Raw genomic sequence first — 22,315 nt, 5'->3', positions numbered from 1 at the left:
CAGATTCCAAGGGGAACCTTTTGCAAGGTAAAGCACTCCAAGAGTTCGTTATTGATAAGATTGATGATCTTAAAGGCCAGGACATTGTTACCATCGACGTTCAGGGCAAATCCAGCATCACCGATTACATGATCATCTGCACCGGTACCTCCACGCGTCATGTGACTTCGATCGCAGAACACGTTGAGCAGGAATCCCGTTTAGCTGGCCTGATGCCATTAGGCATTGAAGGTAAAAGCGCGGCAGACTGGGTCGTGGTTGATCTGGGCGATGTCATCGTGCATGTGATGCAGGAAGAGAGTCGCCAGCTGTATGAGCTGGAAAAACTCTGGAGCTAATCGGTGAAACTGCAACTCGTTGCCGTCGGCACCAAAATGCCTGACTGGGTGCAGACCGGTTTTATGGAATACCTGCGCCGCTTCCCGAAAGATATGCCGTTTGAGCTGATCGAAGTTACCGCAGGTAAGCGCAGTAAAAATGCTGATATCAAACGCATTCTTGAAAAAGAGGGTGAAGCGATGCTGGCGGCGGTCGGCAAAGGTAATCGCATCGTCACGCTGGATATTCCGGGCCAACCGTGGGAAACCCCGCAGCTGGCACAGCAGCTTGAACGCTGGAAGCTTGATGGTCGCGATGTCAGCCTGCTGATTGGCGGGCCCGAAGGCCTGGCCCCCGCCTGTAAAGCGGCGGCAGAACAGAGCTGGTCACTGTCAGCATTGACGTTGCCCCATCCGCTGGTGCGCGTGCTGGTAGCCGAAAGTCTGTATCGTGCCTGGAGTATAACGACAAATCATCCTTATCATCGTGAATGACCGATCAGCCCACATCAGACATGACAAGTAGCGGATGAAATTACAAAGCAACGCCTTTCGCGATTACAGCGCCGAACAGAAACTCTTTGTCCGTCGGGCGTTTATCGCCTTCGTCGGTATCTTACTGCTCTCGTCAATTCTGGTGGTTAACCTCTACCACCTGCAGATTCTTCGCTTTGATGATTACAGCACCCGCTCTAACCAGAACCGCATCAAACTGGTGCCTGTCGCGCCCAGTCGCGGCATAATTTACGATCGTACCGGCACCCCGCTGGCACTGAACCGCACCATCTATCAGGCTGAACTTGTCCCGGAAAAAGTCGATAACCTGCAACAGACGCTGGAAAACTTACGTCCGGTTCTTGAGCTGACGGATGAAGACCTCGAGAATTTCCAGAAAGAGCGTAAACGCTCACGTCGTTTCACCTCTATCCCGGTTAAAACCGGTCTGAATGAAGTGCAGGTGGCGCGCTTTGCGGTTAATCAGTACCGTTTCCCCGGCGTGGAAGTGAAAGGTTATCAGCGCCGCTACTATCCTTACGGTGCCACGCTGACGCATGTCGTCGGCTACGTGTCAAAAATCAACGACCGTGACGTTGCCCGCCTCGATAAAGAGGGCATATGGCCGAACTATGCCGCAACACACGATATCGGTAAGCTGGGGATTGAAGCGTATTACGAGAGTTTGCTGCACGGCAAAACCGGCTTTGAAGAGGTAGAGGTTAACAATCGTGGCCGCGTTATTCGCCAGTTGCATGAGGAGTCACCTCAGGCTGGACGTGATATCTATCTGACGATCGATCTCAAACTGCAGCAATATGTCGAGACTCTGCTGGCGGGAAGTCGCGCAGCAGTGGTGGTCAGCGACCCGCGCACCGGCGAAATTCTCGCCATGGTCTCTACGCCGAGCTACGATGCCAACTTATTTGTCGACGGTATTTCCAGTAAGGATTACCGTGGACTGCTGGAAGATGAAAACCGCCCGCTCTACAACCGCGCCATTCAGGCGGCTTACCCACCGGCTTCCACAGTCAAACCTTATGTCGCGGTTTCTGCCATGAGTGCGGGCGTGATCAACCGTAACACCAGTCTGTTTGATCCCGGCTGGTGGCAGCTTCCGGGTTCAGAAAAGCGTTTTCGTGACTGGAAAAAGTGGGGCCACGGCCGTCTGAACGTCACCAAAGCACTGGAAGAGTCTGCTGATACCTTCTTCTATCAGGTCGCCTACGACATGGGTATTGACCGCCTGTCGGAGTGGATGAACAAATTTGGTTATGGCAGCCGTACCGGCATCGATTTGCCGCAGGAGAGCGCCGGTAATATGCCTACCCGCGACTGGAAAATGAAACGGTTTAAAAAGCCGTGGTATCAGGGTGATACCATTCCGGTGGGGATCGGTCAGGGTTACTGGACGGCAACCCCGCTGCAGATGAACAAAGCGATGATGATTTTAATCAATGACGGTGTCGTCAAGGTGCCGCATATGCTGCGTGCTACCCGCGAAGGTCGTACCCTGGTGCCCTATCGTCAGCCGCCTGAGGCCCCTATTGGTGATATCCATTCCGGCTTCTGGGAAATCGCCAAAGATGGCATGTACGGCGTGGCGAATCGCCCTAATGGTACCGCGCACAAGAGTTTTGCTGATGCGCCCTATAAAATCGCCGCCAAGTCCGGTACCGCACAGGTCTTCGGCCTGAAAGAGAACGAAACGTATAACGCCCATAAAATTGCTGAACGATTACGCGACCATAAATTAATGACCGCGTTTGCCCCTTATGACAAACCTCGGGTCGCTGTGACCATTATCCTGGAAAACGGTGGCGCCGGTCCGGCTGTCGGCACCGTCATGCGCCAGATTCTGGATCACATTATGTTGGGTGATAACAATACAGTTCTGCCGGACGCCGCCCCTGTGCCGCCCGGTTATGAAGGTGAATAAACATGTCGATGCAAGATAGTCCGCAGAAACGATCGATCTGGATGCGCATCCACATCGATCCGATGTTTATGCTGATCATTCTCGCGCTGCTGACCTACAGCGCCGTGGTGATCTGGAGTGCCAGCGGACAGGATCCTGGCATGATGGAGCGTAAACTCGGGCAGATCGCGATGGGTCTGGTGATCATGATTGTGCTGGCGCAGGTGCCGCCGCGCGTTTATGAAGGCTGGGCGCCCTATCTCTATATTGTCTGCGTCATCCTGCTGGTGGCAGTGGATGCTTTTGGACAGATCAGTAAAGGGGCCCAGCGCTGGCTCGATCTCGGCTTTGTGCGTTTCCAGCCTTCGGAGATTGCCAAGATCGCGGTGCCGCTGATGGTGGCGCGCTTTATCAACCGCGATGTCTGTCCGCCGACGCTGAAAAATACCGGTATCGCGCTGATTCTGATCTTCCTGCCTACTCTGCTGGTGGCCGCACAGCCCGATCTCGGCACCTCGATTCTGATTGCCGCCTCAGGCCTGTTTGTGCTTTTCCTCTCAGGAATGAGCTGGAAACTGATTAGCGTGGCGGTACTGCTGGTCGCCGCCTTTATCCCGATTCTGTGGTTCTTCCTGATGCACGACTATCAGCGCGACCGCGTCATGATGCTGCTCGATCCGGAAACGGACCCGCTGGGTGCCGGTTATCACATCATCCAGTCGAAAATCGCGATTGGCTCGGGCGGACTGCGCGGCAAAGGCTGGTTGCAGGGCACCCAGTCTCAGCTGGAGTTTTTGCCGGAACGTCATACTGACTTTATCTTCGCGGTCCTGGCCGAAGAGTTAGGGCTGGTCGGCGTGCTGCTGCTGCTCGCCCTCTATCTGCTGCTGATCATGCGGGGACTGGTGGTAGCAGCCCGGGCGCAGACCACCTTTGGCCGTGTTATGGCGGGCGGTTTAATGCTGATTTTATTCGTTTATGTTTTCGTTAACATTGGCATGGTTAGTGGTATCTTACCGGTAGTTGGCGTGCCGCTGCCGCTGGTCAGTTATGGCGGCTCCGCGCTTATCGTGCTTATGGCGGGATTTGGCATTGTGATGTCGATCCACACTCACCGAAAAATGTTATCTAAAAGTGTCTAAGAGGCTGCAGATGCGTAAGGAATGGCTTGGCGTTGCACTGGCATCACTGGTTCTGGCGGCCTGTACCACGCCCGAACCCCAAAATACGGCGCCGCCGCAACCGGCTTACAACGGACCGGTGGTAGAGATTCCAGGCGTTGAGCCACGTTATGAGCCAATCAATCCGGGCACCAGCCAGGATTACAGCGTTAACGGCAAAAATTATCGCATTATCAAAGATCCGTCGAACTACAGCGAAGTCGGTCTGGCAACCTGGTACGGTGAAGAGGCACAGGGAAACCGCACCGCCACCGGTGAAGCTTACGATCCCGATGCGCTGACTGCGGCTCACCCTACTCTGCCGCTGCCGAGTTATGTGCGCGTGACCAATATCGCGAATGGCCGTCAGATTGTGGTGCGCGTTAACGATCGCGGCCCTTACACGCCGGGACGTATTATCGACCTGTCGCGGGCTGCCGGTGATCGCCTGAATATCTCTAACAATTCGCGGGTGCGGGTCGACTACATCAAGGTCGCACCCGACGGCACGCTCTCAGGTCCCGGCACCATCGGAACCGTGGTAGCCAAACAGAGCTACTCTCTGCCTGCCCGCCCGGATCTGAGTGGCGGCGCGGTGATGAACGGCGGCAGCGCAGCCCCTTCTGAACCACCTGCACAGAATGTTGAAGCCATCAGCAACAGCACGCTGCAGAGCAGTGACAACATGGGCGCGCCAGTCCAGAGCAGCGGCTTTCTTGGCGCACCCCAGCCATTAGCGAACGGTGTACTGGAAGGTAACGAGCCGCCAGCCGCCGCACCTGCCAGTTCCGCACCCGCAGCAGCCAGTGCCTCGCCTGCAGCCAGCAGTGGTTCCGCCGATGGCTATGTGGTGCAGGTTGGTGCGCTGAACGATCCGGCGCGTGCGCAGCAGATGATGAAAAGCCTGAGCCAGCGTTATGGTGTGCCCGGCAAGGTTGAAAACGCGGGCAACAATGTCTATCGCGTACAGCTTGGTGGTTATACCTCCCGCGCCGAAGCGGCTGCGCTGCAACAGCGCCTGAGCAGTGAAGGCCAGGCCGCGTCATTTATTACGAACACACGTCGCTGAACCGTGGTTCAGAGCACTGCAGGTTACGTCTGCTAACAACCCAATCATCATGCCCGGTGCCAGAAAATCTGGCATTGGTTATGATGAGTGACATTTTTAACCTCAAACTCACGGATGTTGTAGTCCTACACATGAACACGCTGAAATCATCTCGTTTACTGAAACGCCTGACAGTGGGATCACTGATCGCTATCTCTCTCAGCCATGCTGCTATTGCTGATGACGTCAATCTCAAGACCATGATTCCGGGCGTGCCGGACATTGATGCCGAAGCGTATGTCCTCATCGACTACAACTCAGGCAAAGTGCTGGCAGAGAAAAACGCCGATGCACGCCGCGATCCTGCCAGTCTGACCAAGATGATGACCAGCTATGTCATTGGTCAGGCCGTGAAAGCGGGCAAAATTCATCAGGATGATCTGGTGACCGTCGGCCCGGATGCCTGGGCGACCGGCAACCCGGTGTTTAAAGGTTCTTCGCTGATGTTCCTGAAACCAGGCGATCGCGTGCCGGTTTCACAGCTGACCCGTGGCATTGTCCTGCAGTCCGGTAACGACGCCTGCGTTGCGATGGCTGACTATGTCGCTGGCAGTCAGGATGCCTTTGTTAACCTGATGAACAACTACGTCAAAGCGCTTGGCCTGCAGAATACCCACTTCGGGACCGTTCATGGCCTGGACGCGGAAGGTCAGTACAGCTCCGCGCGCGACATGGCGTTGATCGGCCAGGCGCTGATCCGCGACGTACCGGAAGAGTATGCTGTTTATAAAGAGAAAGAGTTCACCTTCAATAATATCCGTCAGATGAACCGTAATGGTCTGCTGTGGGATACCAACCTGAACGTGGATGGGATCAAAACCGGTCATACTAACTCAGCCGGTTACAACCTGGTGGCGTCAGCGACCGAAGGCCAGATGCGCCTGATCTCCGCTGTGATGGGCGGTCATACCTATAAAGGCCGTGAAACTGAGAGCAAGAAACTGCTCACCTGGGGCTTCCGTTTCTTTGAAACTGTTGCGCCACTGAAAGCAGGCAAAGAGTTCGCTTCTGAGCCAGTCTGGTTCGGTGATAATGACCGTGTACAACTGGGCGTGGAAAAAGATGCTTACCTGACCATTCCACGTGGCCGTATGAAAGATCTGAAAGCCAGCTATGTGCTGACCAATACAGAACTGCACGCGCCACTGAAGAAAAACCAGGTTGTGGGCAGCATCAACTTCCAGCTGGATGGCAAAACTATCGAACAGCGTCCGCTGGTGGTGCTGAACGAAGTTTCAGAGGGTGGTTTCTTTGGCCGTATCGTTGATTACATCAAACTGATGTTCCATCACTGGTTCGGTTAAGCGTAAGGGGTGATTGAAAAATCACCCTTCTGCCCCCATTACAGGATATTATGATGCTCCCGCTCAGGCGGGAGCCTGTTTTTTATGCACCGGAGTTAATATGAAAACCAAACTGAATGAGCTGCTCGAATTTCCTACCCCGTTTACCTACAAAGTAATGGGTCTGGCGCAACCGGAGCTGGTTGATCAAGTGGTTGAAGTGGTGCAACGTCATGCGCCCGGCGACTACAGCCCTGAAGTTAAGCCGAGCAGCAAAGGCAACTATCACTCCGTAAACATCACTATCACCGCCACCCACATCGAGCAGGTTGAACGCCTGTACGAAGAGCTGGGCAACATCGAAATCGTGCGGATGGTCCTGTAATTTACGGGTCGGCAAGGCGCCTCTGCCTGACGGTTTGCCGACGCTATTCTTAACGTTATTTCCTTTAGCGGGCTATCGTTTTGTCAGTTGAAACCCTCTTTGTCCGTCAGTCCGGTCTGTGCGACTGGCAATCTGTCTCTGACGCCATGCATCACTTCACCGACCAGCGCGATGACCAGAGTCGTGACGAAATCTGGCTGGTCGAGCATCCTCCGGTCTTTACGCAGGGTCAGGCGGGAAAAGCGGAGCATCTGCTGATGCCAGGCGATATTCCGGTGGTGCAGAGCGATCGTGGCGGTCAGGTGACCTATCACGGGCCGGGACAGCAGGTGATGTACGTCCTCATCGATGTGAAACGCCGTAAACTCGGCGTGCGCCAGCTGGTGACCATTCTGGAAGAGACGGTGATCGCGACGCTGGCAGAGTTCGGCGTCAGCGCCCGCGCCCGCGCGGATGCCCCTGGCGTTTATGTCGGGGAAGAGAAAATCTGTTCACTGGGATTACGCATCCGCAAAGGCTGTTCATTTCACGGCCTGGCGCTGAATGTGGCCATGGATTTATCTCCTTTCCTGCGCATCAATCCCTGTGGTTACGCCGGGATGAGCATGACCCAGTTGAAAAATTTTGAGCCAGAGGTGACAACGGAGCAGGTACGTTCTCCGCTGGTCAGCGCCTTTGCGCGGCTGTCAGGTTATGAAAATGTTGAATGGATATCAGGCGATCTCCCTGTTAAGCCTTAACGCAGAATGCGAATTTACAAATATGTAACGTATCCGTGCTGACTGTGGCTGCTTCGCAGGCGATGTGATGATATAATTTTTGCACTTTTTTCAAATAAAGTTGAAAGCCCCCTTCCCGGTTTGAGTGGGAACGCTTTCAAATCGCAATCCGACCGGAACCTGCTGATTTATGAGTAAACCAATTCAGATGGAACGCGGCGTCAAATATCGTGACGCAGACAAAATGGCGCTGATCCCGGTGAAAACCGTGGCTGTTGAACGGCAGGAGATGTTGCGTAAGCCGGAATGGATGAAAATCAAGCTGCCAGCTGACTCCAGTCGTATTCAGGGCATTAAAGCCGCGATGCGTAAAAACGGGCTGCACTCAGTCTGCGAAGAGGCCTCCTGCCCTAACCTTGCTGAATGCTTCAACCACGGTACTGCCACCTTTATGATTCTTGGTGCTATCTGTACCCGTCGCTGTCCGTTCTGCGATGTGGCACATGGCCGTCCTAATGCGCCTGATGCTAACGAACCGGCAAAACTGGCGCAGACGATTGCCGATATGGGCCTGCGCTACGTCGTGATCACCTCTGTTGACCGCGATGATTTACGTGATGGCGGTGCACAACATTTTGCAGACTGTATCCGCGCCATTCGCGAAAAAAATCCCACGATTAAAATTGAAACACTGGTTCCGGACTTCCGTGGCCGCATGGACCGTGCGCTGGAAATTCTCACCGCAACGCCACCGGATGTGTTTAACCACAATCTGGAAAACGTACCACGCGTCTACCGCCAGGTGCGGCCGGGCGCTAACTACGAATGGTCACTGAAATTGCTGGAGCGGTTCAAAGAAGCGCATCCGGATATCCCGACCAAATCGGGTCTGATGGTTGGGCTGGGTGAGACCAACGCCGAAATCGTGGAAGTGATGCGCGATCTGCGTCGCCACGGTGTCACCATGCTGACTCTGGGCCAGTATCTGCAGCCGAGCCGTCACCACCTGCCGGTTCAGCGCTACGTCAGCCCGGCTGAATTTGATGAGATGAAAGAAGAAGCGATGGCGATGGGCTTCACCCATGCCGCATGCGGTCCGTTTGTCCGCTCTTCCTATCATGCGGATATGCAGGCCAAAGGCGAAGAAGTGAAATAAGCCAGCCTTCGCTATCAGAAGCCTGAAAAACAAAAAACCAGACTGGAAACAGCCTGGTTTTTTTATGCGTGCCTGACGTTGCCTGAAATAAAAAGTAACATTTATTTTCAGCAAATAATCGATTAATCTTTATGAACGACACGTTCTGCCGGTACGTCTTCAGCGGTTGTTCGGGTTGCGCTGGTATCTTCGTCTTTCATGGCTTTTTTGAAGCCCTTAATCGCGGAGCCCAGATCGCCGCCCAGTGAGCGCAACTTGTTGGTACCAAAAAGCAGTACGATAAGCGCACCGATAATCAGCAGCTTGGCAATACTGATACCTTCCATATTTAACCTTTCAACTTATTCAAATCACGGTGACTGTTATTTACGCGCAGTTTGCCTGCGGCGACAACTGGAATCTGTAACAGAGTGAGATCTCAGAGAGGCCGATTAAGTATGCACAAGTGCCAGCACTCAGCGTTTTACTCGCTTTGTCGTCATGGATTTTTATCCTTAGATCACTTGAGTTCAGGACGCGCAAAGCGCCGGTTCTCCAGTACCGGCAGCATCTGTCGGGCATAGACGACGCGTTCCGGGTCGAGTTCAGCACACAGTAGTGTCGGGGACTCCGCGGCATTCGCCACCGCTACCCCCAGCGGGTCGACCACCAGACTGTTGCCAATATTGCGTGGGCCACACTCGCCCACCGCCACCATATAGCAGGTGTTCTCCAGCGCGCGGGCACGGGTCAGTAAATCCCAGTGCATCTCTTTCAGCGGGCCTTTCACCCATGCGGCAGGCAACACAAGCACTTCTGCACCGTCCAGCGCCAGTCGTCGTGCCAGTTCCGGGAAACGCACATCATAGCAGGTCATTAATCCGACTTTCATACCCGCAACCTCAATCAGCGGTGGAATGACATGGCCTGGATTGACCCGTTGCGATTCCTTTACGGCAAATGCATCGTACAGATGCAGCTTTTCATAGGTGGCAATAATTTCGCCGTTGCGGATAGCCACCAGTACATTGAGCGCTTTATGCTGGTCACTGGGGACATGGACGCTCATTATAGTGGTCAGCGCATTATGCTCACTGGCAGCCAGCAACTGTGTGATAAAAGGGCCATCCAGCGGCTGTGCGGCTTTCACCACTAAATCGGGATCGGTATTATCGCGCGCCAGAACAGCTTCTGGCAGCACCAGCAGATCCGCTTCTCCTTCTGCTGCCCGCTTCATCAGAGCCAGACATCTATCAGCGTTCTCCTGCCATTCACGGCTGACCGCAAATTGTCCCAGTGCAACTTTCATCATCTCTTTCCTCCCCCAGCGACCAGAAGTATCACTTCCCGCGTCACTCATCAGTGATTAAGCCCTTGCAGAGAATGCTCGCATCCAGAGCCGGCGATCGTTGTCTGTTCTCTTTAAAACGAACCTGATCGCCGCTTATTCCTGCGCTGTGCTTCGGCATTGTACAGCCAGTGCAGTGTCATCCTGTTTTCTTTTATACCGCCATAGCCTCTAAGCGCTATCGCTCGCCGCCCTTAATACCGCTAACAGCTTCAGTGCGTGTTCTGCGTGGACGCCGTCCCGATGGGTATGCAGAGAGTGTCTGCATCACGTGAGGTAACGGCGCTAATCAGCAGTCGGACAACTGTTTATGCTGTCCTGAAACCAGATAGGAAGCAGAAAGTGCTGGCAAAGAACAAATGCTGTGGTAGCAGGTCAGCAATAATCCCTGTCGCCAGCCTCAGGGATGAACAGCGGGAGATGATTGCCGAGGCACTGGTCATCGCCTCAGGACGGGAATTTAACCCGCTTGCAGATTTTTAATGAGATAACAGGGTGATTCAGCATAACCCTCGCGCGCGTAAAACTGATTCGCCTTGAGCCGTGACTGATGGCAATGGACTTCCATACGATCGCAGCCACGGCGGGCTGCCAGCGTTTCGGCATATTGGAGCAGTTGCTGGCCGACGCCTTTGCTGCGCTCACCTTCCGCAATACAGAAGTAACTGATGCGGGCGAAATCACCGGCCAGGGCCAGCTGAGGAATAAAATGAAGTGAAAGGAAACCCAGAACCTGACTGCCCAGTTCAGCCACTAACAGCGCTTCACTGGGATCGCTGCATAACTGCGCCAGACGCTGCTCAATGAAACTTTCAGTGCCGCCGTAGCCTAACTCACTCAGCAAGGCACTCAACGCAAAACTGTCTCTCAACTCCGCATGCCGTATGTTCATCCTGTCTCCTCACTCATCGGGTTCTGTAGCACTGTTATATAGCGTCGCAGGCTGAAAAGCTGCACAGCTTGTTGTTATAAATATGTTACGAGGATTTATTGTGAACCGCCGCGCAGTTTGTGCGCCCCTGGGGACAATTCAGAAGGTTACGATGTGAGGGATGAAGCTCAGATTACAGCCATAAAAAAACCCGCCATAAGGCGGGTTTTTAGAATTCTGACTGTTAACTTACAGACTGATAACGTTAGCAGCAGATGGGCCTTTAGCGCCGTCGGTGATTTCAAACTCTACGCGCTGACCTTCAGCCAGAGTTTTGAAGCCGTTGCTCTGGATTGCAGAGAAATGTACGAATACATCTTTGCTGCCATCTTCAGGAGTAATGAAACCGAATCCTTTAGATTCATTAAACCACTTAACGTTACCTTTGATCTTAGACATCTATATTACCTTTACATGAAAAATGGACACTAAACTGTGTCGGGGTCTAGTACAGCAATTGCTGAGGGATTTGTCCAGCATGATTTGATGAAAAAGTGATAAATATCGACTTTCCGTACATGCATCACACTTTCCTGCTTTTCGACTTGCGAAACACTCATCAGCAGGGATCAGACGTATGGCCTGTGCCTTCCACTAACCTGCTGGAAAGGCAAACCTTTTTGATCTTTAGCACCGTGACGTTTTGAGGTTAAAAAGGAAAATCTTATTAAGACGTATTCCTGTTATTACTGATAACGATCGTCTCAAAAGCGTTATTTTTTATCGTCCTGCGGGTAGTAAACCTCAGCATAAAAATCCGATTTCCCTGCTTCCAGAGGCCGCCGTAACGCGTCTGGTTATTTAATGTGCAGTTGATCGCAAATTCCTATCCGCCGAAATGACTTTTTCTCAGACAATATTGAGACTGCTGTGCCATTGCCCCCAGTGAGAGCAGGCCACCTGCTGATATTTTCACCAACAGCAGGCAAACCTTGAGAAAGATCAATGAAGTGCTTTTTAGTGTCCGGATTCGCATCTGGCAACAAACAATTAACGTTATGAGCAACTACTTTTCTTATGGCGAGCCGGAATAATATTACCCGGCAATAGATTACGTCCGCTTAACCGGTGAGGGGATAGCTTCCTTCCGGGCAAATGAAAAGGAGAGTGAGGCACAGGATGGTGATGAAGATACGCTGCAGTCAGTGCGGAAGCACCCGATTCGTTTTTACGGAATATCACGAGGAAGAGCACAACGTTCATGGTGCCCGCTGTGCGAACTGTAAAAAATGCCTGGATTCCCAGGATCTGCTGCCCACGACGCCGATGGATCCCATTACACAGTGTCTGCTGGCCAGCCAGAAAACAGTTCGGGCACCTGATTAGGTGCCCGTTATCGCTGAAGCTTTTACAAAAATCAGAAAATCAGTTTGAACACCCCTGTCAGGGTCAGCAGGCCGACGATAAAGATAATCGCGATAATCCACAGAATAATTTTCATTTCCTTTTCCCTCACTGATTAGACACGTTTCCTGTAGGCAGTATAGACAGGAATATTTATCGCGCCGCTTCACTCAGGCTTCAATTGGTCAAAAGTTCACCAATCCTGCTCTTTATTTGCTTTCTGGGATAGCGATCGCAACACCAGTTTTTACCGGCACTCTTTTTTCGTTTTAAAGAATACTCCTGGCTAAAATTTATGCGGCAAGGCAGGCCTCAATAGTGATGAGACTGAAATGAGTCGCGAGGAGATCTTATGAGCACGATTAATACCAGCATGGGCCGCTACAGCCTTAAGGCCAAAAACAGCGGTAACCACATCAGAGGTTCTTTCGCCATCAACGATGAAGGCGGCACGCAGCTCTCTATGCAGGAGTTTGACGAGCACTATCTTGATGATGTGGTGAATAACGTGATCTACCCGGTCACTGGCGGCAACCGTGAAATTGCACGTGCGCTGCGGGAAGAGATGGTGAAAGCCGGTTTTGAACCGCCTCACTAAGGCGTCAGAGTTAAGTGACAGCCTGGGCCGCACTTGCGGCCCATTTTAGTTTTAACGTCGTGCACCCGGTCAGAACAGAGAGCCGCTGACAGATTTGCCAGCGACGACAGGTTAAATCACCCAGGAGAGCAACAGGCAACCCACCAGGCCACAAACCGAAATAATGGTTTCCAGCGCAGACCAGGAGCGAATGGTTTCGCCAATCGTCAGGTTGAAATACTCTTTGAACAGCCAGAATCCAGGGTCGTTAACGTGAGAGAAGATCACGCTGCCGGACCCCACGGCGATCACCATCAGTTCCGGGCTGGCGCCACTGGTAACAATCAGCGGTGCAACAATACCGCCGGCAGTAATCGCTGCTACCGTGGCAGAGCCCAGCGCAATACGCAGCACTGCGGCAATCGACCACGCCATAAAGATGGGTGACAGCTGCGTTGAGTGCATCATGCTGGCGATATATTTATCTACGCCACTGTCCACCAGCACCTGTTTAAAGGCACCGCCACCACCGATGATCAACAACATCATGGCAATGATTTTGATCGAGTCGGTCAGGGTATCCATCACCTGTTCCATCGTGCGGCCACGATTCAGTCCAAAGGTGAAGATGGCAATCAGCACCGCAATCAGGGTCGCCATGACCGGGTCGCCAAAGAACTCCGCATAGGGCAGCAGCACGTGGCCTTTTGGCAGCAGCATCTCCGCCACGGCACGCAGCGCCATCAGCACCACTGGTACCAGTGCCGTCCAGACACTCACGCCAAAGCTGGGCATTTCCGCTTCGGTAAACGTTTTCGGGTTATAGAGCCCCTGTGGAATCGGTTTATCGATATTTTTCAGGAAACGTGCGTAGACCGGACCTGCCAGAATCACCGTAGGGATACCCAGCAGCGTGCCAAACAGCAGCGTTTTACCCATGTCTGCGTTAAACAGCGTGGCAATGGCGGTTGGACCCGGATGGGGCGGAAGGAAACCGTGCGTCACGGACAGAGCAGCGGCCATCGGCACCCCGACATAGAGCAGCGGCACACGCGCCGACGCCGCCACGCTGAATACCAGCGGCAGCATCAGTACAAAGCCGACTTCATAGAACAGCGCAAATCCGACAATAAAACCGGTCAGCACCAGCGCCCACTGAATGTGCTTTGTGCCGAATTTCTCAATCAGGGTGGTCGCGATACGTTGCGCCCCGCCGCAATCGGCCAGCAGTTTACCGAGCATGGCACCAAAGCCCATGATCAACGCCAGGCTGCCCAGCGTGCCACCTACACCCGCTTTGATTGAGGTAATAACTTTATTCACCGGCATGCCCTGCATCACGCCGACGGCCAGCGCCACCAGGATCAGCGCGATAAATCCATTGAGCTTAAAGCGAATCATCAGCAGCAACAGTAGCGCGACGCCGATCGCCACATAGAGTAATGGCATAGCTTTTCTCCACCTTGTGCACCGAACGGAATACGGTGTCGATTTATTATCATGATCCCCGTAGGGCGACAAAACAGTGCCTTTGTAAGATGTTTACACATCCCGACAAACGCTGTTACCGATAACATGTTAAGGGTAACATCGGCAGGAAAGCATCACCCCGCCGACGGTGAATTTCTGTTTTGCGAAGGTGATCAACTTTTTGCCGATGCGTTATCAGAAAGTTTGCCAGTGTCGACGCCGCGCTTTTCGTTACACTCAGATTTTAGTGAAATGTAAAAAGGATGCACTGGTGAGTGAGAACCTGAGTGAGCTGTACAGTAATCAACGAACCCTTTTTGGCCGCGGTAGTCTGGATAAGCTGGTGCCGCTGCTGGCCGCCCGTTCACAGCCTACCCTGCTGTTTTGCGGACAATCTTTCCTGCAGGGCCCGGCCTACGCCCGGCTGAAAGCTGGCCTCAACGATCACATTATTGGCTACGAAATTGTAAGCCATGAAGCCTCACCCACTGAAATTGATGGCTGGGTTGCGCGCTGGCGCGGGCATGTTGATCGGGTAGTCGCGATTGGTGGAGGGAGTGTGCTGGATGCGGCGAAAGCGTTCAGTGCGATGGTACAGCATCCGTTACCTGTCGCCCGTTATCTGGAAAAAGTGGGTGACACCGCCGTTCAGCCCATCACGTTGCCGCTGATTGCTGTTCCGACTACTGCCGGGACCGGCAGTGAAGTGACGCAAAATGCGGTGGTAACCGATCAGCAGGACATTCAAATCAAAGCGTCATTGCGCCACCCGGTCTTTGTGCCAGAGGTGGCGATTCTTGACCCGGATCTGCTGAAAGGTGCACCTGACTCTGTGCTGGCGACCTGCGGAATTGATGCCTTTACCCACCTGTTTGAAGCGTATCTCTCCAGCAAAGGCAATCTCTTCACCCGACAGCTGGCGCTGACCGGTCTGCGTCAGTTTATTCAGGCCTGGCCTGCACTCAATCGCGAGGATGCGGTTGGTGATGAGGCACGAGAAGCGATGATGATGGCGTCGTGGCTGGGAGGTGTCAGTCTCAGCAGTGCGGGTCTCGGCGTGATCCATGGTATTGCGGGAGAACTGGGGGCGATAAAACCGTTCCATCACGGAGAAGTATGCGGGCGGCTTCTGTTTCCGTTCCTGGATCTGTTGTCTGATAGCGAGCAGCCGCTGCAGCGAAAGCTGATGGCCGAGCTACACCCACAACTTTTCAGCGAAACCACGGATTCACCGGCACAGTTTCTGAAGCAGTGGCTGCAGGCGCAGTCGATCACCCCGTTCTGGCAGGATGGCCCCACACTGAGCCGCACCGAGGTCGAGTGGATTCTGGCGCGTGCCAACAGCAAAAACTCGCTGGTAAATTACAGCCACGAACAGATGCAGACGATGATTACGCAGGCCTGGCAAATCACGGCGTGATCAACGCGAATCTCGCTTCCCGGTTCCGGCAATTCTGACCTGCCAGCCCTGGCAGGTCAGGCATCCGCTCAGCGCAATTCTGTTGCATCCGCGCTCTGAGACGCGAGGCTAAGCCTCTCTGGCGCTAAAAGGCCCCTCACCTGCCAGCATCTGCTCAATCACCTGCAGCACGCCCTGCTCGTTGTTAGAGGGTGCTTCAAAGCGCGCCGCCTGCTTCACCCGCTCTGGCGCGTTGCCCATGGCAAAACTAAAGCCGGACTGTTTGAGCATCTCCAGATCGTTACCGCCATCGCCGAAGGCCAGCACCTGATCGTGCGTAATCCCCCAACGTTGAGCCAGCAGATCCAGACCGTGCGCTTTATGATTTCCCGGCACGATCAAATCTACCGAACCGTGACCGCTGGAGGTCGCCGCCACGCGGCCCTGATGCAAACGCTCAATATCCGCCATCAGTGCTTCTATGTGATCGTCAGACAGATTCAGTGCGAACTTAAACAGCCTGTCATCCTGCACCTCATTCAGATGATGAATCGGCTTCAGCCGGTGACAGTAGTGGCGCATCTTCTTAAGCCAGGTCTCTTCCATGCCCTCGAAGTAATACGCGCTGTCACGTCCACACAGCAGGTAACGCAGGCCGGGATAGTTGCCGTTTTGCAGAGTGTCGATGACCGCTTCCACATCACGTCGTTCAAAGGCACCGCAAAACAGCTCCTCATCACGATCAATAATCCATGCGCCGTTCTCTGCCACAAAAGCGATATCGCTGGCGATCTCCGGGAAGAAGGATTTGAGCTGGTAATACTGATTGCCGCTGGCTACCACAAATTTGATGTCACGGGCGGTGAGTTGCTGATAGCCGTCGAGAAAACGGGATCGATTATACTGCTTGTTATCGTCCAGAAACGTGCCATCCATATCTACCGCAACCATCTTAACCGTCGTCATCATGACTCCTTACACAGGAAATTTCAGAGTGGAGTCTCAGGATAGCCGCTGGCGCAGCAAAACGGAAAGAAAGAGGGATGGCCTGAGCCATCCCCCGGGAATCAGTTCAGGGCGCTATTCAGCACCAGCGCGGTAATCACCCCGGTCGCGGCAGCAATCAGCACATAGTTGCCATCAATGTTTGCCCAGTGGTAACCACGTGGCGGTTCACGCAGACCGCGTTCATGCCAGTCGGCTACACGATAATGGTCACCGCGATATTCTGGCGGAACAGGATGGCCGCGACGGAAGTCGTGTCCCTGCCAGGCGAAATGGTCCCGGTCATTGCGGCCTTCTCTACCATGGCGTTTGTTATCCTGATCCGGGCGATGATTGCCCATATCATGATCGCGATTGTCGCGACCGCGATTCTGGTCAGGACCGCGATTGTCAGGACGATGATCATCATTCTGATGTGGCACCGGCATACGCTGTGCGTCTCCGTGATCGTCTGCCCGTGAGGCCTGAGAAAAGAGTGTGCTGCATGTCAAAAGTGAAGCGATAAGCGTGAGTGTTGTTTTTTTCATGATACTGCCTCCGAAAATAACGGCTGTTCAGGCACCGTTGATCGGCATGATGGCAATAATTGTGGCGGGAGACATCTTCAAAAGTCTTAAAATCCAGTAACTTACATACTATTACGCTTGCTTAGCGCTTTCTTAACACGCGTCATATCCGGACAGCTTTCCTGACGTAATCCAGATATCAAAGAGTCAGCCTGATAATCATGCATCAGGCTGACTGTTTAAGCATTGAGATGCGTCAGGATGCTGAATCGCTCTCTGACGCGTTATCCGGTTATGGCGTACTGAGGATCACTGGCGCGTCCGGTAACCCGGTAAAGTGCGTCACAATGTGGTGATAATCAGCCGTCGGATCCAGATCCCTGAACAAATCCGGATAGAGATCTTTTGCCAGAATTTCCATTCCGATAATGTTGTAAGGGTGATTATAGAAATGGTGATAAACGCCATACACCCGCTTCTGTTTTATCGGTTCGATCTGCTCCAGACCGGTACGGCTCTGCAGGCGGTTAAAGGTGGCGGTCACGTCGGCCTGGCTGGCACCGTAGCCAAACGGCAGCACGTTGCTGTTCGGGCGTTTAGAGCCGGTCATGATGTAGACGTCCGGCTTCATGGCGATAATCTTCTCCAGCGACACAAATCCTGAACTGCCGGGCAGTAACGCTGAGCCGATATTTTTTCCACCGACCGCTTCTACCAGTGCGCCCCAGCCGTTATGACCGTGGGTAAAGCAGCAGTTATCGCTGTTGCCGGCAATTGGCTCAATAAACACTGTCGGCTTGTGCTGCACCTGCGCAATCTTCTGCTGAAGCATCTCCCAGCGCTGCTGGTAAAAATCGGCATAGGCTTTTGCTTCGGCTTCGCGGTTCAGAACGGTGCCCAACACTTTCACACTCTTCAGGGTATTCTCTTTTGGATGGAGTTCATCATCCAGGAACAGCACCGGGATATGCAGATTTTTCAGGGTCGCCAGCACGCCTGACTGCATCAGGGCCGGTTTGGCACGCAGCTGGGCAATCATCATATCGGGCTGCTGAGCCAGCACGCTCTCCAGATTGACCTGTCCCTGATCGTTAAAGCCCATGTCCACAATGGATGCGGCCTGCGGCCAGCGCTGCTTCAGCAGGTCCCAGGTCTGAGTGTCCTGCTTTTTCGGCAGGTTGTTCCAGGCGACAACCCGCTGAAACGGATTCTGTCGATCCAGTAGTGCCAGCGACATCACGTCGCGCCCATCCTGCAAAATTACATGTTGCGGCTCTTTTTGCAGCGTAATTTTCTGGCCGTCCATGTCGGTCACGGTGACCGGATAGGTGGTAGCCGCACAGGCCGTTGACAGTAAAAGTGTGGTAGCTGCAGCAATCCCGATTTTCATTTTTCTCCTGTCCCATAAAGGAATAATAATTATTCGCGTTTACTTTACCATGCGAATACGTAACAAATGTAAAAATTGCTGACCGGATGCTACTGTCCGAGAAGATCTGGAACGCGACTGCTGGCTGAAATCACGAAGCGATGGCGCAGAATTGCGGAGGAGGAGAGTAAGAACGGCGAGTGGCGGGCAGGAAAGCAGGCGCGTCTCAGCGTGACTGAGATGCGCCTGTTGCGTGTTACTTCACCAGCGAATAGAAGATTGCAGAGATAGCAATTAGTCCGATCAGCACAACAAACAGGTTGCTGATGTGACCACTGTATTTACGCATCGCGGGCACCTTCTGGATGGCATACATCGGCATCAGGAACAGGATCATGGCAATAATCGGTCCGCCCAGTGTCTCAATCATGCCGAGAATATTCGGGTCCAGCGTCGCCACCAGCCATGTGGTCAGCAGCATAAAGAGTGCCGTCAGGCGATTCAGTCTGGCTGGCGCGATGGTCTTACCGCGACTGCGCAACGCCTTATTGACCATACCGTTAAATCCTTCGCGCGCACCCAGATAGTGACCCAGGAATGATTTGGTGATCGCCACAATGGCAATCAGCGGCCCCATCCACGCAATCATCGGCACCTGAAAATGGTTAGCCAGATAAGAAAGGATGGTGATGTTCTGCGCCTTGGCAGCGTGTAAATCTTCGGGCGACAGGCTCAGCACGCAGCTGAACACAAAGAACATCACCGTCACTACCATCATCAGGTGCGAACAGGCCAGAATGCGCGAACACTTTTTCTCAGCGGCATCGCCATACTCTTCGCGCTTCGCCAGCGCAAAGGAAGAGATGATAGGTGAATGGTTAAACGAGAAGACCATCACCGGAATCGCCAGCCACAGCGTCATCCACAGGCTGCTGCCCGCAGGCTGAACGTTAAGGGTCGACAGCGCCGCGCCGTGCCAGTGTGGAATCAGGTAGCAGGCCATCAGCATCAGTACCGCCACAAACGGGTAAACCAGCACGCTCATCGCTTTCACGATCATCTTCTCGCCGAAACGCACAATGGTCATCAGTCCGACAATCAGCAGCAGCGACAGCAGCACACGCGGCGGTGGCACCAGGCCAAGCTGATGCACCATCAGGCTCTCTACCGTATTGGTAATCGCCACGCTGTACATCAGCAGTATCGGGTAGATAGCGAAGAAATAGAGCAGCGTAATCAGCTTGCCCGCGCCGACGCCAAAATGCTCCTCGACCACTTCAGTGATATCACCGGCCGGATTTTTACCGGAGAGCACAAAGCGCGTCAGAGCGCGGTGCGCAAAGAAGGTCAGCGGAAAAGCCAGCACCGCCATAATGATCAGCGGGATCAGACCGCCGACACCCGCATTAATTGGCAGGAACAGTACACCCGCGCCAATTGCCGTGCCGTATAAACCCAGCATCCACATGGTGTCGGTTTTACGCCATCCCGTATCGACGTCACTCTCAAGCGCACCCAGCGTGCCCGTTTGCGTGGTTTTCATCAGATTTTCCGTGTTAAAAGCCGCCATTAATTTGAGCCAACAGGCAGGAAAAGGTCTCTCCCGCTCTCCGCCTCTGCTGCAAGCGGATCAGTGAAGGGTGCCGCTGATCCGCCCGCGCATAGGTAATCGATTGCGTGCGCCACTTTTTACACTACATGACGATAAAACTTCAAGTAACGAAGATAAACTCGCATGTGTTGCGCAAAAATCCGTCATATCGTGCAAGGCGACTGCACGGCGATCATGCCATTTATGTGGCGGTTTTACCCCCTTAAAAAGGTGATCCCTGCAACGATTCAGCATAACGGACTACGCTTTACCTCACGCTGTCGCGATCACGCCGACAGATGCAAAGGAGATGAAAATGAAGATTGCCTGCCTGGGATGGGGATCGTTAATCTGGAAAACCGGCGACCTGCCAGTGGCCAGTCCGTGGCATCATGATGGTCCTGCGGTACCGATTGAATTTGTGCGCATCGCTGACGGCGGTGAACTCTCGACCGCAATCTGTCTGAACGCAAAACCGGTGCAGGTACTCTGGGCCTGGTTAAACACGGCGTCACTGGAGAGCGCCTGCCGTGCATTGCGCCTTCGTGAGGCGATTCCGGACAGCCGCGTCGATGGCATCGGCATGATTACGGTGACAGAGAACGCAACCGGACCGCTGGCGGAGTGGGCACAGACGAAAGGCATTGAAGGATTAATCTGGACCGGTCTGCCCGCCCGCATGGCGGGAACGGAAGGCCAGATCCCCACGCTGGATGACGCACGGCACTATTTGCAGAATCTCACCGGTGAAACACGCGAGCATGCGTTTCACTACATCGAACAGGTTCCGGCGCAGATCGATACGGTTTATCGTCGTGCCTTTGCCGATCTGGCCCGCTGGCAGCCCGATTCGGCCTCCGCCCCGGTCGCTACGATCCAGCTGCATCCGCCCTGTCAGCCCGGCTGATACAGGTCAGTCATATGCACCGCTCTGCTTACTCCTCAAAGGGTTACTACACTTCAGGCAGGTTGCGATTTCAGGTTCCCTGAGTCTTTCCCGCGGGTAGTCACGCCTTCTGGCCTGACCACCATTCCCTTGTCAGCAGGAGATGAAGAGATGAAAGCATTAACTTATCATGGTCCCCATAAAGTCAGTGTGGATAACGTGCCCGATCCGGGACTGGAAGCCGCCGATGATATTATCCTGCGTGTGACCGCTACCGCTATTTGCGGTTCAGACCTGCATCTCTATCGCGGCAAAATCCCGGGGACCGGGCATGGCGATATCTTCGGTCATGAGTTTATGGGTGAAGTGGTTGAGACCGGAAGCGCCGTGACCGCCGTGGCCAAAGGTGATCGGGTTGTCATCCCTTTTGTTATCGCCTGTGGCGACTGCTTTTTCTGTCTCATGAGTCAGTATGCCGCCTGTGAAAATACCAATAGCGGACGAGGCGCTATCCTGAACCGCAAAAACATCACGCCACCTGCGGCGCTGTTTGGGTTCAGCAAGCTTTATGGCGGTGTGCCTGGCGGCCAGGCGGAATATGTCCGGGTGCCCAAAGCCAATACAGGCCCGTTCAAAGTGCCGTCGGTGCTGTCGGATGAAAAAGTGCTGTTCCTGTCGGATATTCTGCCCACTGCCTGGCAGGCGGTGAAAAACGCTGAGGTCAAGCCGGGCTCCAGCCTGGCAATTTTCGGTGCCGGACCGGTTGGCCTGCTCAGTGCTGCCTGCGCCCGCCAGCAGGGTGCAGAACAGATCTACATGATTGACCATAATAATTACCGCTTAAACTTTGCCCGCGAACGTTACGGCGTAATCCCGATTAATTTCGATGAAATTGATGATCCGGCTGGCTGGATTATCGAACACAGTACCGGCAATCGCGGTGTAGATGCCGTAATTGATGCCGTCGGGTTTGAGGCAAAAGGCAGCATGACTGAGACCGTGCTCACCAATCTCAAGCTGGAAGGCAGTAGCGGCAAAGCATTGCGTCAGTGTATTGCTGCAGTGCGACGTGGCGGTATCGTCAGCGTGCCAGGCGTCTACGCAGGATTTATTCACGGCTTTCTGTTTGGCGATGCCTTCGACAAAGGGCTGACCTTTAAGATGGGACAGACGCATGTCCATGCTTATCTGCCTGACCTGCTGAAGCTGATTGAGCAGGGCCATCTGACGCCGGAAGAGATTATAACTCACCATCTCCCGCTGGAAGATGCCGCACGCGGCTACGATATTTTCGCAAAACGCGAAGAGGAGTGTCGCAAGGTGATTCTGGTGCCTGGCATGGCAGCCTCCCAGGCCACCATTTAGTCAC

Annotated in this window: 22 protein-coding genes; 13 read left to right on the top strand and 9 right to left on the bottom strand. The window is 53.7% G+C overall.

From position 1 onward, the window contains the following. Window positions 1–20: 20 nt before the first annotated feature. The 9 genes from rsfS to lipA all read left to right on the top strand — a co-directional run bounded on the left by rsfS (window position 21) and on the right by lipA (window position 8,541). Entirely contained in the window at window positions 21–338 is a 318-nt protein-coding gene (gene rsfS / locus Q7C21_RS19120) for a ribosome silencing factor (RefSeq protein WP_003854023.1), read from the top strand. 3 nt (window positions 339–341) lie between these two features. Continuing rightward, on the top strand, window positions 342–812 hold the full coding sequence (rlmH, locus tag Q7C21_RS19115) for a 23S rRNA (pseudouridine(1915)-N(3))-methyltransferase RlmH (protein ID WP_003854025.1): 471 nt from the start codon (window positions 342–344) through the stop codon (window positions 810–812). 34 nt (window positions 813–846) lie between these two features. After that, window positions 847–2,751 (top strand): peptidoglycan DD-transpeptidase MrdA, encoded by a 1,905-nt coding sequence (gene mrdA, locus Q7C21_RS19110; RefSeq protein ID WP_003854026.1) that lies wholly within the window; start codon window positions 847–849, stop codon window positions 2,749–2,751. Between the two features lie 8 nt (window positions 2,752–2,759). Then, on the top strand, window positions 2,760–3,872 hold the full coding sequence (mrdB, locus tag Q7C21_RS19105; RefSeq protein ID WP_033743010.1) for a peptidoglycan glycosyltransferase MrdB: 1,113 nt from the start codon (window positions 2,760–2,762) through the stop codon (window positions 3,870–3,872). 10 nt (window positions 3,873–3,882) lie between these two features. Continuing rightward, the gene (gene rlpA / locus Q7C21_RS19100) at window positions 3,883–4,959 is read left to right on the top strand and encodes an endolytic peptidoglycan transglycosylase RlpA (RefSeq protein WP_105099418.1); all 1,077 of its coding nucleotides are present in this window, start codon (window positions 3,883–3,885) and stop codon (window positions 4,957–4,959) included. 131 nt (window positions 4,960–5,090) lie between these two features. Then, window positions 5,091–6,302, top strand: coding sequence for a D-alanyl-D-alanine carboxypeptidase DacA (dacA, locus tag Q7C21_RS19095; RefSeq protein ID WP_003854029.1), 1,212 nt, complete (start codon window positions 5,091–5,093; stop codon window positions 6,300–6,302). A gap of 100 nt (window positions 6,303–6,402) precedes the next feature. Beyond that, window positions 6,403–6,666: a DUF493 family protein YbeD gene (gene ybeD, locus Q7C21_RS19090; protein WP_003854030.1), complete on the top strand. Its 264-nt coding sequence runs from the start codon at window positions 6,403–6,405 to the stop codon at window positions 6,664–6,666. 80 nt (window positions 6,667–6,746) lie between these two features. Continuing rightward, window positions 6,747–7,406: a lipoyl(octanoyl) transferase LipB gene (gene lipB, locus Q7C21_RS19085; RefSeq protein ID WP_110411589.1), complete on the top strand. Its 660-nt coding sequence runs from the start codon at window positions 6,747–6,749 to the stop codon at window positions 7,404–7,406. A 169-nt stretch (window positions 7,407–7,575) separates the two neighbouring features. Next, entirely contained in the window at window positions 7,576–8,541 is a 966-nt protein-coding gene (lipA, locus tag Q7C21_RS19080; protein ID WP_003854032.1) for a lipoyl synthase, read from the top strand. A 122-nt stretch (window positions 8,542–8,663) separates the two neighbouring features. Here the strand turns inward: lipA and tatE are convergent, their stop codons facing one another. From tatE to cspE, 4 genes are all read right to left on the bottom strand, one after another. Beyond that, window positions 8,664–8,867 (bottom strand): twin-arginine translocase subunit TatE, encoded by a 204-nt coding sequence (gene tatE / locus Q7C21_RS19075; RefSeq protein WP_003854033.1) that lies wholly within the window; start codon window positions 8,865–8,867, stop codon window positions 8,664–8,666. Window positions 8,868–9,040: 173 nt separating this feature from the next. Beyond that, a complete protein-coding gene (locus Q7C21_RS19070) occupies window positions 9,041–9,829 on the bottom strand; it encodes a deaminated glutathione amidase (RefSeq protein ID WP_110411590.1) in 789 nt (262 codons plus the stop codon). A 499-nt stretch (window positions 9,830–10,328) separates the two neighbouring features. Further along, window positions 10,329–10,760: a GNAT family N-acetyltransferase gene (locus tag Q7C21_RS19065; protein WP_003854037.1), complete on the bottom strand. Its 432-nt coding sequence runs from the start codon at window positions 10,758–10,760 to the stop codon at window positions 10,329–10,331. 228 nt (window positions 10,761–10,988) lie between these two features. After that, entirely contained in the window at window positions 10,989–11,198 is a 210-nt protein-coding gene (gene cspE / locus Q7C21_RS19060; RefSeq protein ID WP_006118399.1) for a transcription antiterminator/RNA stability regulator CspE, read from the bottom strand. A 1,297-nt stretch (window positions 11,199–12,495) separates the two neighbouring features. On the opposite strand from cspE, the gene Q7C21_RS19055 reads away from it, so the two are divergent. Then, entirely contained in the window at window positions 12,496–12,741 is a 246-nt protein-coding gene (locus tag Q7C21_RS19055) for a hypothetical protein (RefSeq protein ID WP_003854040.1), read from the top strand. A 111-nt stretch (window positions 12,742–12,852) separates the two neighbouring features. Here Q7C21_RS19055 and gntT read toward each other — a convergent pair whose 3' ends face one another. Further along, on the bottom strand, window positions 12,853–14,169 hold the full coding sequence (gene gntT / locus Q7C21_RS19050) for a gluconate transporter (protein WP_003854041.1): 1,317 nt from the start codon (window positions 14,167–14,169) through the stop codon (window positions 12,853–12,855). Between the two features lie 292 nt (window positions 14,170–14,461). Here gntT and Q7C21_RS19045 point away from each other — a divergent pair, with 292 nt between their 5' ends. Continuing rightward, entirely contained in the window at window positions 14,462–15,610 is a 1,149-nt protein-coding gene (locus Q7C21_RS19045) for an iron-containing alcohol dehydrogenase (RefSeq protein WP_039659295.1), read from the top strand. Window positions 15,611–15,718: 108 nt separating this feature from the next. On the opposite strand, the gene Q7C21_RS19040 is transcribed toward Q7C21_RS19045, so the two are convergent. The 4 genes from Q7C21_RS19040 to Q7C21_RS19025 form a co-directional block, all read right to left on the bottom strand. Beyond that, window positions 15,719–16,555 (bottom strand): Cof-type HAD-IIB family hydrolase, encoded by an 837-nt coding sequence (locus tag Q7C21_RS19040; protein WP_008924994.1) that lies wholly within the window; start codon window positions 16,553–16,555, stop codon window positions 15,719–15,721. A gap of 101 nt (window positions 16,556–16,656) precedes the next feature. Continuing rightward, window positions 16,657–17,121: an RcnB family protein gene (locus Q7C21_RS19035; RefSeq protein WP_187512754.1), complete on the bottom strand. Its 465-nt coding sequence runs from the start codon at window positions 17,119–17,121 to the stop codon at window positions 16,657–16,659. Window positions 17,122–17,392: 271 nt separating this feature from the next. Further along, the gene (locus tag Q7C21_RS19030; protein ID WP_105099421.1) at window positions 17,393–18,490 is read right to left on the bottom strand and encodes an ABC transporter substrate-binding protein; all 1,098 of its coding nucleotides are present in this window, start codon (window positions 18,488–18,490) and stop codon (window positions 17,393–17,395) included. Window positions 18,491–18,725: 235 nt separating this feature from the next. After that, entirely contained in the window at window positions 18,726–20,012 is a 1,287-nt protein-coding gene (locus Q7C21_RS19025) for an HAAAP family serine/threonine permease (protein ID WP_008924991.1), read from the bottom strand. 364 nt (window positions 20,013–20,376) lie between these two features. On the opposite strand from Q7C21_RS19025, the gene Q7C21_RS19020 reads away from it, so the two are divergent. After that, window positions 20,377–20,967: a hypothetical protein gene (locus Q7C21_RS19020; protein WP_003854049.1), complete on the top strand. Its 591-nt coding sequence runs from the start codon at window positions 20,377–20,379 to the stop codon at window positions 20,965–20,967. A gap of 150 nt (window positions 20,968–21,117) precedes the next feature. Next, on the top strand, window positions 21,118–22,311 hold the full coding sequence (locus tag Q7C21_RS19015) for a zinc-dependent alcohol dehydrogenase (RefSeq protein ID WP_003854051.1): 1,194 nt from the start codon (window positions 21,118–21,120) through the stop codon (window positions 22,309–22,311). Window positions 22,312–22,315 lie beyond the last annotated feature (4 nt).

Source organism: Pantoea sp. ANP04 (assembly GCF_041982285.1).
GTDB lineage: Bacteria > Pseudomonadota > Gammaproteobacteria > Enterobacterales > Enterobacteriaceae > Pantoea > Pantoea eucalypti.
Note: the sequence above shows the minus strand (reverse complement) of the source record. Positions and strands in the feature narration are given on the sequence as shown.

Excerpts from the sequence above, each read along its gene's own strand:
- mrdA (WP_003854026.1), top strand. The coding sequence starts at position 847 with ATGAAATTACAAAGCAACGCCTTTCGCGATTACAGCGCCGAACAGAAA.
- mrdB (WP_033743010.1), top strand. The coding sequence starts at position 2,760 with ATGCAAGATAGTCCGCAGAAACGATCGATCTGGATGCGCATCCACATC.
- rlpA (WP_105099418.1), top strand. The coding sequence starts at position 3,883 with ATGCGTAAGGAATGGCTTGGCGTTGCACTGGCATCACTGGTTCTGGCG.
- dacA (WP_003854029.1), top strand. The coding sequence starts at position 5,091 with ATGAACACGCTGAAATCATCTCGTTTACTGAAACGCCTGACAGTGGGA.
- ybeD (WP_003854030.1), top strand. The coding sequence starts at position 6,403 with ATGAAAACCAAACTGAATGAGCTGCTCGAATTTCCTACCCCGTTTACC.
- lipA (WP_003854032.1), top strand. The coding sequence starts at position 7,576 with ATGAGTAAACCAATTCAGATGGAACGCGGCGTCAAATATCGTGACGCA.
- tatE (WP_003854033.1), bottom strand. The coding sequence starts at position 8,867 with ATGGAAGGTATCAGTATTGCCAAGCTGCTGATTATCGGTGCGCTTATC.
- Q7C21_RS19070 (WP_110411590.1), bottom strand. The coding sequence starts at position 9,829 with ATGAAAGTTGCACTGGGACAATTTGCGGTCAGCCGTGAATGGCAGGAG.
- Q7C21_RS19065 (WP_003854037.1), bottom strand. The coding sequence starts at position 10,760 with ATGAACATACGGCATGCGGAGTTGAGAGACAGTTTTGCGTTGAGTGCC.
- cspE (WP_006118399.1), bottom strand. The coding sequence starts at position 11,198 with ATGTCTAAGATCAAAGGTAACGTTAAGTGGTTTAATGAATCTAAAGGA.
- Q7C21_RS19055 (WP_003854040.1), top strand. The coding sequence starts at position 12,496 with ATGAGCACGATTAATACCAGCATGGGCCGCTACAGCCTTAAGGCCAAA.
- gntT (WP_003854041.1), bottom strand. The coding sequence starts at position 14,169 with ATGCCATTACTCTATGTGGCGATCGGCGTCGCGCTACTGTTGCTGCTG.
- Q7C21_RS19040 (WP_008924994.1), bottom strand. The coding sequence starts at position 16,555 with ATGACGACGGTTAAGATGGTTGCGGTAGATATGGATGGCACGTTTCTG.
- Q7C21_RS19035 (WP_187512754.1), bottom strand. The coding sequence starts at position 17,121 with ATGAAAAAAACAACACTCACGCTTATCGCTTCACTTTTGACATGCAGC.
- Q7C21_RS19030 (WP_105099421.1), bottom strand. The coding sequence starts at position 18,490 with ATGAAAATCGGGATTGCTGCAGCTACCACACTTTTACTGTCAACGGCC.
- Q7C21_RS19025 (WP_008924991.1), bottom strand. The coding sequence starts at position 20,012 with ATGAAAACCACGCAAACGGGCACGCTGGGTGCGCTTGAGAGTGACGTC.
- Q7C21_RS19020 (WP_003854049.1), top strand. The coding sequence starts at position 20,377 with ATGAAGATTGCCTGCCTGGGATGGGGATCGTTAATCTGGAAAACCGGC.
- Q7C21_RS19015 (WP_003854051.1), top strand. The coding sequence starts at position 21,118 with ATGAAAGCATTAACTTATCATGGTCCCCATAAAGTCAGTGTGGATAAC.